The organism is Secundilactobacillus similis DSM 23365 = JCM 2765, assembly GCF_001311075.1.
GTDB lineage: Bacteria > Bacillota > Bacilli > Lactobacillales > Lactobacillaceae > Secundilactobacillus > Secundilactobacillus similis.
In genome coordinates this window covers 1-14,842 of the sequence record NZ_BBAD01000080.1, presented here as the reverse complement: position 1 = coordinate 14,842, position 14,842 = coordinate 1, and the positions used below count along the sequence as shown (strand labels likewise).

The window sequence follows — 14,842 nt, the reverse complement described above, 5'->3', positions numbered from 1 at the left end:
GCGTAAATAAAAAGCGATGCCATCCTACTAACGTAGAATCGCATCGCTCAAATTAAACATTCATTTCGGTCACAGTCGACTATTCAACCGTCACACTCTTGGCCAAGTTCCGTGGCTTATCAACGTCTAAGCCCTTGTGTAAACTCGTGTAGTAAGCCAACAATTGCGTTGGTACAACGCTCAACAATGGTGTCATGAGTTCATCAACCTCTGGCAAGACGATGTTATCGCCGTTCTTTGCCAAGTTTTCGCTCACAATGGTGATGATCTTCGCACCACGCGCCATCGTTTCTTGTAAGTTTGACCGGGTCAAACCAGCCGTCTTGGCTTGCGTGATGATCCCGATAACTGGCGTACCTTCTTCAATCAACGCAATGGTCCCGTGCTTTAATTCACCAGAAGCAAACCCTTCCGCTTGCACGTATGAGATTTCCTTCAACTTCAACGCTGCTTCCAATGAAACGCTCCAGTCGAGGCTCCGACCAATGTAGAAGGCGTTTGAGGTGTTTAAGAAATCATCCTTGGCTAACTGTTCAATTTCAGATTTAGCATCAACGATGGCTTGGATCCCAGTTGCCACTAACCCGAGTTGTTGCCGAATATCAAACCGTTGGGCAACGATTTGGTTGTCGGATTCGCCCAAAGCTTTCGCTAAGATTGCTTCAATTGCGATTTGAGCCGTGTATGCCTTGGTTGAGGCAACCGCGATTTCTGGACCGGCGTGTAACAACAACGTGTAGGTTGCTTCCCGTGATAACGTTGAATTTTGAACGTTAGTGATCGTTAAGCTTTCGTACCCAGCGGCGTTAACGTTAACTAACACTTCACGACTATCGGCTGTTTCACCACTTTGTGACAAGAAGATGAAGAATGGCTTCTTTGACAAGATAGGTTGTTCGTAAGCAAACTCTGAAGAGATGTGCACTTCAGTTGGCGTTTGAGTTAAGTTTTCAAATAACCGCTTGCCGACTAAGCCCGCATGGTAACTCGTCCCGGCGCCAACGATGTAGATTCGGTCAGCTTGCTTCATTGATGATAACAACTTGTCGCTGATAACGGGTTCGCCAGTTTCTGATAAGTAAACTTGGGCTAACTTCCGCATCACGTTAGGTTGTTCGTCGATTTCCTTCAACATGTAGAATGGGTAAGTCCCCTTATCGGTTTCATCCGCATTCATGTCAACGTGGAAGGTATCACGTTCAACCAAGTTGCCGTCCTTGTCTTCGATCTTGATGCTGTCTGGCTTGATGGTCACAACTTCGCCGTCCATCAATTCCAAGAAATCGTGAGTTTCACGCAACATAGCTAAGGCGTCCGAACAAACCACGTTGAAACCGTCGCCGACCCCAACCAACAGCGGGCTCTTGTTCTTGGCAACGTACAATGTATCAGGATCTTCGCGGTCCATTAATAAGAACCCGTATGACGAACCTTTTAGTAACGTCAACGCCTTAACGAATGCGTCGTGGGCGTTCAAGTTTTCTTCAACGGCCAACTTATCGATCAATTGGACAACGACTTCAGTATCGGTTTGGCTTGTAAATGGTACATCACTGAGGTAATCACTCTTCAGTTCTTGGAAGTTATCGATCACACCGTTGTGGACCAAGTAGAACCGGTTATCCTTAGAAACTTGTGGGTGGGCGTTATCAACGCTAACAACCCCGTGAGTTGCCCAGCGCGTGTGGCCGATCCCAGTGGAGCCGTGAACATCCGGACCAATTTCACGCTTCAAATCAGCGATCCGACCCTTTTCTTTCACGAGATAATCTTCACCGCTTTGGTCGTTTACATAAATACCGGCTGAATCGTAACCTCGGTATTCCAGCTTTTGGAGACCATCTAATAAGATTTTTACGGCATTATCACTACCGGTGACACCAACAATTCCACACATATGCTTTCATCCTCGAATTTTCATGATTTTTAAATTGGTATAGACTCAATTAAATTAATTAACTCTTAAGAACATGTATACTTTACAGCGATTAACGAACTGTGTCAATAATTAAGTTTAAAGTGGTATAGATTGAAAATGATTTATTTCGGCCACAAGTTAGCAAAAGGCAGTTTCAAACAGATTTGTTTGAAAACTGCCTCCTAATTTCATGCAGAATCTTTTTTCAGTTTAATTTTCAACTAACTTTCAAAACGACTCAATTCAGCCTAATCAACACCGACTTCTTGCTTAACAACCGTGGCGATCCGATCGACGTAAGCTTTAACTGCTTCTTTAGTAGGTGCTTCAGCCATCACCCGCAACAGAGGTTCTGTCCCACTAGGGCGAACAAGCACGCGGCCATCGCCGGACATTTCCTTTTCCACCGTATCAATGATTGCCTTGATAGCAGGGTTGTTCAAAGCGGCCTTCTTATCAGCGACTTTCACGTTCACTAATTCTTGTGGGTAATCCTGAACGTCAGCAACGAGTTCGGATAACTTCTTCCCCGTTTCCTTCATGATGTGCAGGAGTTGCAGACTCGTCAACATGCCATCACCAGTGGTGTTAAAGTCCAAGAAGACGATGTGGCCTGATTGTTCACCACCCAAGTTGTAACCGTCCGCGAGCATTTGTTCAACCACGTAACGGTCACCAACCTTAGTCTTCACGCTGGTCATGCCGTGAGCTTCCATTGCCTTGTACATACCTAGGTTACTCATCACCGTGGTAACAATGGTATCCTTCTTCAACCGGCCGTGAGCCGCCATGTATTTGCCACAAACGTACATGATCTTATCACCGTCAACAAGGTTGCCTTGTTCGTCAACTGCGATGCACCGATCACCGTCGCCGTCAAAGGCCAAGCCGACTTGCGCGCCTGTTCGACCGTGAACTTTTGGAGTTGTTCTGGGTGAGTCGAGCCAACGCCATCGTTAATGTTTAACCCATTTGGCGTGGTGGCAATCGTATCAAAATCAGCGTTTAAATCAGCGTAAAGCCGGGATACCAAACTGCTGGTCGCACCGTTAGCTGAATCAACCGCAATGTGCATGCCACTCAAATCATCAGAAATGGTTTGTTCCAAGAACTGAATGTACTTTTGGCTACCTTCTTGATAATCTTCAACGGTGCCCAAACCAGCTGCGGATGGTCGTGGCAAGTTGTCGGGTTGGTCTAATAAAGTTTCAATTTCTTCTTCCAAGGCGTCAGAGAGCTTATAGCCGTCTGCCCCAAAGAACTTGATACCGTTATCGGCAACTGGGTTGTGAGAAGCGGTTAACATGACCCCTGCATCCGCCCCCTGGTTACGCACTAAGTAAGCAACAGCTGGCGTTGTGATCACGCCTAGCCGTAACACTTCGATCCCAACGGACAGTAAACCGGCAACCAATGCTTCTTCCAGCATCTGACCAGAAATTCGGGTATCATGGGCCACCAACACTTGTGGTTGGGCCTTTGTATCAGTTGCATGTTCTGTCAACACGTACCCACCGGCACGACCTAACCGAAAAGCGAGTTCCGGCGTTAATTCTTGGTTTGCGATCCCACGTACACCATCAGTTCCAAAATACTTCATTTGATATTATCCTCATTTCAATTCTCATTTTGATTTTGCAGTAATTGTTACCTTGACTGATGTCGGATCAATGCCAGTCACATCATGATCTGCTGGATCTAACCGAATCGTCTTAGTTTTGCTATCTTTAACGTCACTCACGTCAACGTCCGCCTCAATTTTCGAGATGGCATCTAGTTCACTTGTGGTGCCAAATACCCGAACTGAACTTGTTGCACTCTTCAGCGTGTAATTGAGATCCGCATTCGCATTTTTTGCCTTAAACGACAACGGTACCTTCTTTGAATGCCCCTTTGCCGTAATCGGCAAATTAACTTGGGTCGTCGATGGCGTTAAAATCACGTTCACGGTTCGGCCCTGCTTATCCAAGGCTTCAATGACCGCTTGACTATTGACCGTTGACTTCGCATTTTGTGGTAACGTCAATTGTGCGACCACCCGGGTAACTCGGTTGATCTCACTCTTTGCACCAGTTGCCTTAACACTCGTCACATCCGTTGTTGGCGTCCCTGCTTCATAGTTATCCGCGAGTCGCGACTTATCGTAATTCACAGTGACTGGGAAGCTGACCGTTTGGCGCGGTTGAATGTTGACTGAGATCCGCTCTGGATCGATTTTATAACTAATATCGCGGTTAAGCCCGTCTTGTTGCAGCTTGACGCTGTGCTGGCCAGTCTTTAACCCCGTCAGGTTGGCGTATACTCGAAAATTTTGGGTGTTCGCAGTTGCAGTAATTAGCGCAGCTGGCCCGCTCAAATGGACCTTAACCTTTTCCGGGTAGCCCGTCACAAAGTACTTATCCGAGTTGACGTTCAACCGTAATTGAACCGATACCGTTTTATTTTCGGTAGCCGTCAAAGTCGATGAGTTTGTTTCCGAACCACCGGTTGTTTGCGTCGAAGTTGTTTTCGTACTATTCACATAGACAAACAGCATCACCGCTAAGAATAACGATAGGATCCGGTAAAGCCACCGGCTATTAAAAAATGCCTTCACTGACGCGTCCCCCCTCTAAAGTGTTGGTCAACGTAGTCAAGCACCCGGTTAAACAAATTATGCCGTTCGGGTTCCTGATCCTTGATCAGCTCATTTTGTAGGAACTTCAGGTAGTCATTTTGGTCCATGTTCCGCAACAACTCGTTATTCTTGGTGATCGACACTTCACCAGTTTCTTCGGAAATAACGATGGTCAACGCATCCGTTACTTCTGAGATACCAACCGCTGCCCGGTGCCGGGTACCAAGCTCCTTGGGAATCAAATTACTTTCCGACAACGGCAGGTAAGCCGCCGCCACCGCGACCTGGTTATCGCGAATAATGACTGCCCCGTCATGCAACGGGGTATTTGGAATAAAAATATTGATCAGGAGTTCGCCAGTAATGTGAGCGTTAAGCTCGATGCCGGTTTCAATATAGTCTTCCAGCCCCGTATCCATCTGAATCGTCATCAACGCCCCAATTCGGCGTTTAGACATGTACTGGATGGCTTTATCCAGGGCTTGAATCATCTTGGTTTCGGCTTCATTGACCTGCCGATTCCGAACAAAAACAGAGCCACGGCCAAGGTGTTCCAGCCCCCGACGAATCTCGGGTTGGAAGATAATGATCATGGCGATGACGCCCCAATTAATGACCTGATCCATTAACCAGGAAACCGTTACGAGTCCTGCATAGACACTCACGATCTTGATCAACACGATCATGATGATCCCACGCAGTAGCTGAACCGCTTTGGTCCCGCGTAATAGCATAATGAGTTCGTAAAATACAAACCAGACAACCAGAATGTCGAGTAAGCTTACGATGTTATGCCACGTCAAAAAGCTACTCCAATCAAGGTTCATTAAAAAATTCCCTCCAAAAATCTATTCAGCTAACATTATAGCACGACCACCGGGGTGTGCGGAAAATTAGTGGCGGTGTGACACAGTCTGGCTACTTTCAAATAGAAGCCAATCACCAAAATGATTCCACTAACGTTGTACCGATGTGTCATTTAAAACAATGAAACCGGCATTAAACTTAGTGAAATAGTATGCCAACACCCCGAGAATCTGGTACTATTTATTTAGAGACAAAACGTAAGGAGGGGTGGCTGTGAAAATTAGTGCGCGTTGGCAAATTCGGGGCTTTGTGGTGCTCTGGTTGCTTTTTTTATGGGGCTTCGTGAAGGCGCCATTTACGTTCCTGATTTTAAACACGTTTTAGGTTACCTGCCCATTGAGTTTAGTTTTCACATTCACCGGGATAAACCTAAAAACGGCCTGCTCTTTTGGGCCTTAGTGATCCTGTGGCTGTTATTTTACCCCAATGCGCCCTACCTATTAACCGATCTCTTTCACCTGTCCCTTCTTAATCCTTACGGCTATGATGGCCTTTTAAGGCTCTCCCTACACATGTGGGTCTACTTCACCCTAGTTTTGATCAGTGCCCTTTTCTGCGTGATTTTAGGCTTCTGGAGCCTAAACTACGTTGCCGGGACGATTACCGAGCGCTACCTACACGGTAATCACTGGTTACAAGCCGTTCTCGTCTTGATCCTCACCTTTTTGTCTTCAGTGGGCATCTACGCCGGCCGTTTTCTTCGAATCCATACCGTCTACCTCTTTATCTCCCCGGAAATCATCACGCAACGGTTGATTCACATGTGGACGCCAACGATGCTGGTGTTTGTGGGATTGATGACCGTGATTCAGCTGGTGGCTTACTGGTTATCGCATTTGGTGTACCGGCAGCAGCTTGATCGGACGTTGAAGTAGTGAGCGTTAAATAACATATAAAATTAAAGCAGGGTGCCTCGGTTTTCCAAGTTGGAAAATTGAGGTACCCTGCTTTTTGATTGTTGGTGATATTTAATTAGACGATGCGCGTGCATGTTTAGGTTGAATTTGGCGACGTTTGAATACATGCGCTGTGCGTTTCTGTTCTCGAGCCTAAACGTGCTCCGAGAGGCAGGGACTTGCACCTAAGCTACCTTCACCACAAATCCCAAAAGCCGGGATTTCTGGTGAAGATAGCTTAGGCTCCAGTCCCTAACCGCCTCTCTCCGCACTCTCTACTCTTCCGTCGTCATCATCAACACATTCTCTGAATAGTTAATATATTGCCGCAAGCGGCCTGCCATTTGCCAAGTAATATTGCCCGCTTCTAGCAACGTTTGAATGCCCGCACGTTCCGCGCCCAGTGCCATAACTCGTAATCGGTTCAGCTGGATGAGGTATTGTTCCCGAGGGACGCGTTGATTCTCTCTTGCGCGTTCCACTCGATTACGATAGAAGACCACTAAGTGATAAATCGCTTGGCGATCAATCTGCTGTGGATCAACGTCATCTCGTGCCAGATACTTCGATAACGCCTTGATTGCCGCCTTGGCGCTCTCACGGTCAATCAACTGCCATTCATTTTCAACCATCTGACCAGATTGCCGTTTTATCGTTCGAACAATAATGTTCTTGAGATGTCTCAGCCAAATCCCCCAGTTTCGTGCCGCCGCAACGATTGCATGATCAGTCGTTTGATTAAACCGTTGCCGCGTTCGCTCAACCTGCTTCATCGCCGTTTGGTAAGCATGGTGGGAAATTTGCTGATGTTCTAACAACCGTTTTAGCGCTGAAATTTCTCCAGCTAAGGCCACTTCTCTTAAAGTCACCTCATCTTGCATGACCCGCTGCATATCTTCATCATCGCGCACCCGCATCTCAAGACGTCGGATGATAAACTGATAATCCAAAATCAAATCATAGGCGGCCCGTTGGTTCTCTAAGTGCCGATGTTCTTCGATGGCGTTGATTGCCAACCGCATAATGTAAATGCGGGCCTCAGCCTCGCTCAACCGGTGAACCGTTTCTGGCTCGTCAGCAACGGACACTTCTTCATCATCAGTCTCATCATCGTCATCACTGATGCTTGCCCGAGTCTTCAATGGCGTCGGGTTATCCGGTGCCACCAACGGTAACGTGATCACCGCAGCAACTAAGCTAATAATGATCACACCCGCCGCAACAAACAGGGCCAGTGAGCGTTGCGGAAACGCCTGACCGGATGCCGTTACCAATGGTAATGATAGGACCCCAGCCATCGTCACGGCACCCCGGACACCCGAAAGGCCAGCTAATAACGCCACTCGAAAACTAGCGTGTTCCGTTTTGATCACGACTTGGTAAACGTAGATCCAAATAACCCGAATCACTAATAGGATCACCCAAGCACCAAACGCATATGCAACGGCCTGCAACGTGTTGAACTGGGCATCGTGAATGATGTGGGTGGTGGCAATCGGTAATTCATCACCCAAAATCAAGAACACGATTCCATTTAACAGATAAACGATAATGTTCCAGGTTTTTTCAGTCACTAAGCGCAGTTCTGGTAAATCTTCAATTAAGCGATTCCCCTGTGCGTGAGAAACGGCCCCGGCCGTCACGACCGCAATCACACCAGACGCATGGAAGACTGATTCTGTGATGACGTAAACCACAAACGGCGCCATAATCTGTAACACCGTGTTAAACACCACGTCGTTGATCCCCTGACGCCGCAAGACATCCCGTAAAAACTCAATGATCGTCATCAGGATGAAACCGGCAATCAACCCCACTAAACTAATGTAAACGAAGTCGCCTAAGGCTTGACCAAAGGAGAAAACACCGGTAACCGTTGCCGCCACCGCGTATTTGAACGCAATCAAGCCCGATGCGTCGTTGATCAGACTTTCACCGCTGACCAAGTGTAAAATGCGATCGGGTAGCTTCACCCGTTTTGAAATCGACTGTACCGCAACCGGATCGGTCGGTGATAAAATCGCGGCCAGCGCAAAACTAACCGGTAACGACATTCTAGGTATCAACAGGTAAATCAAATACCCACCAACAATGGTGGTTAAAAAGACCAGTAAAATCGAATTGGCAAAAATCGGTCCCCGTAACTTCCATAACTCGCGCTTCGGAAAGCGCCGGCCATCATTAAACAGCAACGGCGCTATAAAGAGCAGCAAGAACCAATCCGTATCTAAGGGAATCTCAATCTCCCAAAACAACGCCATCACTAATCCCAGTGCGACCTGAATCAGACTAACTGGGATAAAAGTGAGGTAGTGACTGATAACGTTTGAAATCAGCACTAGGACAACAAGTAAAATAACTGCTTCTACAATCGGCAAATGGTGACCCCTTTCATGTTTTAACTAGCGGCTGGTGCCTCCCCAATAATACGAACTTCTGTTTCCAAATGAACGTGTTCCTTCTCAAAGACAACGGCTTGAACGTGTTGAATCACGGCTAAGTAATCTGACGCGTCGCATGATCAACGTTGACGATAAAGCCGGCATGTTTCGTTGAAACCTGAGCACCACCGAACTGGTACCCCTGTAAACCAGCATCGTGAATCAACTTCCCTGCAAAATACCCAGTTGGGCGTTTAAAGACGCTCCCACAAGATGGCAATTCTAAGGGTTGCTTAGCCGCCCGCTTAGCGTTCAAATCATCCATTTCAGCCTGAATGGCGGTGCCATCACCGGACGTTAATGCAAACGTGGCTGATAAGACAACATCACCTTCGTCTTGGACGCGGCTATGCCGATAACTAAAATCTAAATCAGCACCGACAATCGTCTTCAATTGTGCATCCGGCGTTAACACCTGAACACTCTCTGCCACGTTGCTAATTTCACCACCATAAGCACCGGCGTTCATAAAAATCGCACCGCCAACACTACCTGGAATGCCCGCAGCAAACTCCAAGCCACTCAAGCTTGCATGTTGCGCTAACTTGGTGACTTCAATCAAAGATGCCCCAGCCGCAACCGTTAAGTGGGTGCCATCAATGGTATGCTGTTGCATCCGGGTCAAAATCATCACTAAGCCGCGGATCCCGCCATCCTTCACAATTAAATTACTGGCATTGCCAATCACCGTTACGGGAATTTGGTGCTCATTAGCATATTGTAATAACTGCTGGACCGCAGTCACTGATTCTGGGAAGGCCAAAAAATCAGCCGGTCCACCGGTTTTAGTATTAGTATACGTTGATAATGGTTCGTGCGTTAAGATGTCAATGTCTGGAAACGCTGCTACAATCTCATCCGTCATGTGTCTTGTTCTCCTCGTTAAATTACTTATCTCATACCTTCTAGTTTAACATGCGTAACCGGTTTCAACCTAGTCGAGCCACTTCAAAATTCATTTCGGACCTCAGCTCACCTCAACTACCCCATTGTGACCAGAGTCTGCTATACTTAATGCATTCGAAATTTCGTCTAGAAGGATGCCTTCTCTTGAAATTTATTTCTTGGAACGTTAACGGACTTCGGGCCATTGTGAAAAAAGACTTCATGACGACCTTTAAAGAGCTGGATGCCGACTTTTTCTGCATTCAGGAAACTAAGATGCAAGCTGATCAGCTCACATTAGACTTGCCAGGTTACCACCAGTATTTTAACTATGCTGATCGTAAAGGCTATTCTGGCACGGCTATCTTCACAAAACATGAGCCAATTTCGGTTACTAATGACATCGGGGTCGATGAATTTGACCACGAAGGCCGGGTCATTACCTTAGAATATACTGACTTTTACCTAGTCACGTGTTATACCCCTAATTCTGGTACTGGTTTGAAACGACTAGATTTTAGAATGGCCTGGGAACCTGCCTTTCAAGACTACTTAGACCAACTCAACGCCCAAAAACCAGTTATCCTGTGTGGCGACCTGAACGTTGCGCACGAAGAAATCGATATTCGCAACCCAAAAACCAACCACCAAAGTGCCGGCTTTACCGATGATGAACGTCAACAGTTCACTCATCTGTTAGACCGCGGTTACTTGGATAGTTTCCGTTACTTCAACCCCGATGCAACTGATCGCTATTCATGGTGGAGCTACCGATTCAAAGCCCGGGACCGCAACGCCGGTTGGCGGATCGACTACTTCGTGACGAGCGATACGCTTAAACCACAACTTGAAAGTGCGGACATTAAGGACCAAATTTTTGGTTCAGATCACTGTCCAATTGAACTCGTCACCCACGACCTTCACGTTTAACCCGTGATTTGAAAGGAGTTTTACCATGAATTTCGTTGCAATGGACTTCGAAACTGCCAGTGGTAAGCGCTATTCCGCCTGTTCACTAGCACTAACAATTGTCCGCGATAACCAAATTGCCGATGAATTTTACACCCTCATCAAACCCGACGTGCCCTTCTTTTGGCGGAACGTCGAGATTCACGGGATTCACGAACACGATGTGAAGGATGCCCCAACCTTCCCTGAAGTTTGGCCTCATATTCAATCGTTCTTTACCCCTGAACAACTTGTGATCGCCCACAACGCCCAATTTGATAACGGCGTTTTAAAACAAACCCTGACTCACTATGGACTGGACGCCCCAAGTTATCTATCGTTAGATACAGTTAAAACCAGCCGGCAATTCTTACCCATGTTGGCCAACCATAAACTGAACACAGTTTGTGATGCCCTAGATATTACGTTGGAACATCACCATAACGCGTTAGACGATAGCCTAGCCTGTGCCAATATTTTATTGACTGAAGCCAATCAGTTTGGCCAAGATGCTTTAACACCGTTCGTCAAAGCAGTCTAAACCCAGTCATACTAAAAAGCCATCAACTTGATCATCTGATCGTTGATGGCTTTTTAGTTATCATTTTATTTAACGGCAATCTGCATCTCCAGCGCAGCAACCGTTTCACCAACTGGATCCTTAACCGACAGTTCTTGAACGGTTTGAAAACCAAGCTTTTCATATAGTGCCACTGCATGCTGATTTCGTTCCTGAACCGTTAATGTAATGACGTTATACCGACTTTCTAAGGCTGACCAATCAAGTCCAGTCAACATTAGTGCAGTTCCCAAGCCTTGATGCCAATACTGTTTTAAGACAGCAACGCCAATCTCCCCTACCGCCGGGTCAGCAGTTGGCATCACCGTAACCAGCCCAATCAGCGTCCCAGATAACGCTGCCACCGCAATCAAGTGACCATCCGATTGTTCAATTTGCGAAATTTGTTGTTCTTGCTGCTCAACCGCCAAGGTCGGTCCGGTAACCTCAAACGTTGTCGATTCCGTTTGAAGGGTCGCTAACAGCGAAAGCAGGCCTTGCGCATCCCGCACCGTTGCCGGTCGAATGTCAACCGCTGCCTCACTCATTAAGGTCTGCCTGCAACTTGTTCACAATGGTTTCAAAGCGATCGCCTTTAGGATCAAAAATCAATTTCCGTTGCGATTCACCGGCATCATCTTGCCGTTTAAACGCAATGCGTAAGTAGTCATCCGGCAATTCATCCGCCACAAACTTAGACCACTCAACAACACTAACCCCATCGCCGTTAAAATACTCCTCTAATCCAAGTTCATCGCCACCACCATCTTCTAGGCGGTAAACATCCATATGATAGAGCGGCAACCGCCCTTCTTGATATTCACGAATAATCGTAAACGTGGGACTCTTGATATTGCGCTTAATATCCAAGCCGAGCGCTAATCCCTTGGTAAAGGTCGTTTTACCGGCACCAAGGTCACCATCCAGTAGGATAACATCCTTTGCTTGTAAATACGGGGCTAACTTTTGCCCAATCGTCATCGTTTGCTCCGGCTGAGTCACCGTTAATTCAACTGTCATGTTAGTCGCTCCTTCTAAATCAAATGAAGGAGCCACGACAATCGCTTGTCGCCGCTCCTTCAACGTTCTCTCAAATATGCGTATTTAATTAAAGTTCAACGGATTGCATTGCGGTAATAATCGCCACTTTGTAGACGTCTTCTTCGTTAGCACCACGTGACAAGTCAGAAACTGGCTTGTTCAAGCCTTGCAGCAGTGGGCCAAGGGCTTCGAAGCCACCCAACCGTTGGGCGATCTTGTAGCCAATGTTCCCGGAATCCAATTCTGGGAAAATGAAGACATTGGCTTGCCCGGCAACTGGTGAACCAGGGGCTTTGCTTGCAGCAACTTCTGGCACAACAGCGGCATCAAATTGTAATTCACCATCAATTGGCACATCTGGGGCTGCAGCTTGAGCCAACTTAGTGGCTTCTTGCATCTTAGTGACAACGTCAGCCTTGGCAGAACCCTTCGTTGAGAAGCTCAACAGTGCAACCTTAGGATCAATGTCGTAAAGTTTAGCGGTTTGAGCACTTTCAACGGCAACTTCAGCGATGCCTTCAGCATCCAAGTCAATGTTGATGGCAGAATCGGCGAAGAAGTAACGCTTGTCGTCCTTCAACAAAACGAAGTAGCCACTGATTCGCTTTACACCTGGCTTAGTCTTGATAATTTGCAATGCTGGCCGAATGGTGTCACCAGTTGGGTGAGCAGCACCGGAAACCATCCCGTCTGCTTCGCCAAGGTAAACCATCATTGTGCCCCAGTAGTTAGGGTCTTCCAACATCTTAGAAGCTTGTTCAGGCGTATTCTTACCCTTACGCCGTTCAACCAAAGCATCCAGCATCTTCTGCTTTTCGTCAGCAGAAACGTTGGTTGGATCAACTAAAGTGAGGTCACTCAAGTCAAATCCCTTGTCAGCAGCCGTTGCTTTGATGGTATCAACGTTCCCCAACAAAACGGGTTGCAGTAATTTGTCGGCAGCTAACCGGCTGGCGGCACCAATAATCCGAACATCTTCACCTTCTGGGAAGACAATCGTCTTATTTAACCCACTAATCTTTTGCTTTAAACTATCAAAAAGTTCCACGTCATAGACCTCCAGATGTTTGAATTTCCGACTAGTCAATTCTCTCTCATACCGTTACGCGTGGTGCGCTGGCGTCTCAGCCACCGTCACGTTTTGCGGCAATTGCCAATCAATTGGTGTTTCTCCAAGTGATTCAAGTGCGATGTTGGTTTTTGAAAATGGTTTTGATCCAAAAAAGCCACGGTATGCAGATAACGGACTTGGATGCGCTGATTGTAGCACAATATTAGTTTGAGTATCAATCAAACTGATTTTGTTTTGCGCTGCCCGTCCCCACAAAATAAAGACTACCGGGGTTGGTCGTTCAGATAGCCGCTGAATAGCAGCATCCGTAATCTGTTCCCAGCCCTTGCCCTTATGCGAGTACGCTTTTCCGTTTCGAACCGTTAGTACTGAGTTTAGCAACAGCACCCCCTGCTTCGCCCACTTTTCCAAGTAACCGTGGTTGACCGGCGCAATGCCTAAGTCTGACTGCAGTTCCTTGTAGATGTTTTGTAAGCTCGGTGGCACCTGTACGCCAGGTAAGACTGAAAAGCTCAGTCCGTGCGCTTGATTTGGTTCATGGTAAGGATCTTGACCTAAGATCACGACCTTCACCTGACTAAACGGGGTCCATTCAAATGCCTCGAAAATGTGATACATATCGGGGTGAATAAACTGCGTTTGGTACTCTTGAACCAAAAAAGTCCGTAAATTTTGGTAAGACGCTTTTTCAAACTCTGGTTTCAAAACGTCCCACCAATCATTATGAATAAACGGTTTCATTCCCAACACCTCAAGCTTTATTCTATCATACTCAACCCAAAATTATTAGTGTAAACTTGCAATTAATCCAGAGATTACCGCTCGACAGGTTCACATGCCATTCGCCAACAACGAAACGACCCGCGTATCCTCAAGCCTAGATACGCGGGTCATTTTCAAATTATTTTCATGAAAAAGTTTTTATCGCAATGGGGTTCGTTTTTTAGAGTGCTGTTCATAGCGCCAAGCACGATTACCACGCATATCCATTGGCACGTTAAACGATGCCCGCCAAGTCCGCTTAGGTAACTGCAACTTTCGCCGGTGACTTGCCCAATGATCAAGGGTCGCCGCGATGCAAATGCAAACTGGTTCCTGCCGTCGGTTTTCAACCGTTAGTGCACGTAAATCACCATCACCCTGAGAGGTCATGATCAACGTTGTCCCATGATAAATTCGGTAGTCGCCAGTCACAATATTACCGACAATCAGCCAGTGTAAATTGCTAACGTAAATCACTTCATTCAGTAGGCCAAGGTGCTTAGAAATTGCCCCCACTTTTTGGTTATGATAGTAAATATCAAATCGCGGTAATATCCCCAGCGACGTCTGCTTCAACTCCGCTAATAGGTCACCGCTAATTTGATAAAGGGAAAGTGCATCTTGATGCCGTCCCCACTTACCAATCAACAAGTAAATCGAGCGTTTATCAGCATCTCGGACAACACTGGCCCCCTTGGTTGCTAAACTGTCTTGCCGAATATACAGTGTTCGCATGGAAGCCCTCCATTCAACGTCGTCAAAAGTGACATTAATCATTGTTCATTTTAACATGTTTCGTTGGTTGGCGAAAGCAATGGTCTTGTTCGCACTATCGC

The 14,842-nt window shown here is 46.8% G+C and carries 12 protein-coding genes and 2 pseudogenes; 3 read left to right on the top strand and 11 right to left on the bottom strand.

Features of this window, described 5'->3' with window-relative positions:
• Positions 1 to 79: 79 nt before the first annotated feature.
• The 4 genes and pseudogenes from glmS to cdaA form a co-directional block, all read right to left on the bottom strand.
• Entirely contained in the window at positions 80 to 1,897 is a 1,818-nt protein-coding gene (gene glmS / locus JCM2765_RS13635; RefSeq protein WP_054737202.1) for a glutamine--fructose-6-phosphate transaminase (isomerizing), read from the bottom strand.
• Positions 1,898 to 2,166: 269 nt separating this feature from the next.
• Positions 2,167 to 3,518 (bottom strand): annotated as a pseudogene (gene glmM / locus JCM2765_RS13630) (phosphoglucosamine mutase).
• 24 nt (positions 3,519 to 3,542) lie between these two features.
• Positions 3,543 to 4,514 carry a CdaR family protein gene (locus JCM2765_RS13625; protein WP_225352108.1) on the bottom strand — a complete coding sequence of 324 codons (972 nt, stop codon included), beginning with the start codon at positions 4,512 to 4,514 and terminating at the stop codon, positions 3,543 to 3,545.
• Positions 4,511 to 5,362: a diadenylate cyclase CdaA gene (gene cdaA / locus JCM2765_RS13620; RefSeq protein WP_054737201.1), complete on the bottom strand. Its 852-nt coding sequence runs from the start codon at positions 5,360 to 5,362 to the stop codon at positions 4,511 to 4,513. Before cdaA ends, JCM2765_RS13625 begins: the two co-directional genes overlap by 4 nt.
• A gap of 312 nt (positions 5,363 to 5,674) precedes the next feature.
• Here cdaA and JCM2765_RS13615 point away from each other — a divergent pair, with 312 nt between their 5' ends.
• Positions 5,675 to 6,277: a DUF1361 domain-containing protein gene (locus JCM2765_RS13615; RefSeq protein WP_369404081.1), complete on the top strand. Its 603-nt coding sequence runs from the start codon at positions 5,675 to 5,677 to the stop codon at positions 6,275 to 6,277.
• A gap of 296 nt (positions 6,278 to 6,573) precedes the next feature.
• Here the strand turns inward: JCM2765_RS13615 and JCM2765_RS13610 are convergent, their stop codons facing one another.
• A complete protein-coding gene (locus JCM2765_RS13610; protein ID WP_054737200.1) occupies positions 6,574 to 8,676 on the bottom strand; it encodes a cation:proton antiporter in 2,103 nt (700 codons plus the stop codon).
• A 20-nt stretch (positions 8,677 to 8,696) separates the two neighbouring features.
• Positions 8,697 to 9,604 (bottom strand): annotated as a pseudogene (murB, locus tag JCM2765_RS13605) (UDP-N-acetylmuramate dehydrogenase).
• A gap of 185 nt (positions 9,605 to 9,789) precedes the next feature.
• Between murB and JCM2765_RS13600 the strand changes: the two are divergent.
• On the top strand, positions 9,790 to 10,554 hold the full coding sequence (locus JCM2765_RS13600; protein ID WP_054737199.1) for an exodeoxyribonuclease III: 765 nt from the start codon (positions 9,790 to 9,792) through the stop codon (positions 10,552 to 10,554).
• 25 nt (positions 10,555 to 10,579) lie between these two features.
• Positions 10,580 to 11,113 (top strand): 3'-5' exonuclease, encoded by a 534-nt coding sequence (locus JCM2765_RS13595; RefSeq protein WP_054737198.1) that lies wholly within the window; start codon positions 10,580 to 10,582, stop codon positions 11,111 to 11,113.
• A 65-nt stretch (positions 11,114 to 11,178) separates the two neighbouring features.
• Here JCM2765_RS13595 and JCM2765_RS13590 read toward each other — a convergent pair whose 3' ends face one another.
• The 5 genes from JCM2765_RS13590 to JCM2765_RS13570 all read right to left on the bottom strand — a co-directional run bounded on the left by JCM2765_RS13590 (position 11,179) and on the right by JCM2765_RS13570 (position 14,741).
• A complete protein-coding gene (locus JCM2765_RS13590) occupies positions 11,179 to 11,679 on the bottom strand; it encodes a GNAT family N-acetyltransferase (protein ID WP_054737197.1) in 501 nt (166 codons plus the stop codon).
• Complete coding sequence (gene tsaE, locus JCM2765_RS13585) at positions 11,672 to 12,151, bottom strand: tRNA (adenosine(37)-N6)-threonylcarbamoyltransferase complex ATPase subunit type 1 TsaE (protein WP_054737196.1); 480 nt, start codon at positions 12,149 to 12,151, stop codon at positions 11,672 to 11,674. The genes JCM2765_RS13590 and tsaE overlap by 8 nt, the downstream gene beginning before the upstream one ends.
• A gap of 88 nt (positions 12,152 to 12,239) precedes the next feature.
• On the bottom strand, positions 12,240 to 13,220 hold the full coding sequence (gene pta, locus JCM2765_RS13580) for a phosphate acetyltransferase (RefSeq protein ID WP_054737195.1): 981 nt from the start codon (positions 13,218 to 13,220) through the stop codon (positions 12,240 to 12,242).
• Between the two features lie 54 nt (positions 13,221 to 13,274).
• A complete protein-coding gene (locus JCM2765_RS13575) occupies positions 13,275 to 13,985 on the bottom strand; it encodes a uracil-DNA glycosylase (RefSeq protein ID WP_054737194.1) in 711 nt (236 codons plus the stop codon).
• Between the two features lie 180 nt (positions 13,986 to 14,165).
• Positions 14,166 to 14,741, bottom strand: coding sequence for an LURP-one-related/scramblase family protein (locus JCM2765_RS13570; protein ID WP_175576977.1), 576 nt, complete (start codon positions 14,739 to 14,741; stop codon positions 14,166 to 14,168).
• Positions 14,742 to 14,842: the final 101 nt, after the last annotated feature.

Excerpts from the sequence above, each read along its gene's own strand:
- glmS (WP_054737202.1), bottom strand. The coding sequence starts at position 1,897 with ATGTGTGGAATTGTTGGTGTCACCGGTAGTGATAATGCCGTAAAAATC.
- cdaA (WP_054737201.1), bottom strand. The coding sequence starts at position 5,362 with ATGAACCTTGATTGGAGTAGCTTTTTGACGTGGCATAACATCGTAAGC.
- JCM2765_RS13615 (WP_369404081.1), top strand. The coding sequence starts at position 5,675 with ATGGGGCTTCGTGAAGGCGCCATTTACGTTCCTGATTTTAAACACGTT.
- JCM2765_RS13595 (WP_054737198.1), top strand. The coding sequence starts at position 10,580 with ATGAATTTCGTTGCAATGGACTTCGAAACTGCCAGTGGTAAGCGCTAT.
- JCM2765_RS13590 (WP_054737197.1), bottom strand. The coding sequence starts at position 11,679 with ATGAGTGAGGCAGCGGTTGACATTCGACCGGCAACGGTGCGGGATGCG.
- tsaE (WP_054737196.1), bottom strand. The coding sequence starts at position 12,151 with ATGACAGTTGAATTAACGGTGACTCAGCCGGAGCAAACGATGACGATT.
- JCM2765_RS13575 (WP_054737194.1), bottom strand. The coding sequence starts at position 13,985 with ATGAAACCGTTTATTCATAATGATTGGTGGGACGTTTTGAAACCAGAG.
- JCM2765_RS13570 (WP_175576977.1), bottom strand. The coding sequence starts at position 14,741 with ATGCGAACACTGTATATTCGGCAAGACAGTTTAGCAACCAAGGGGGCC.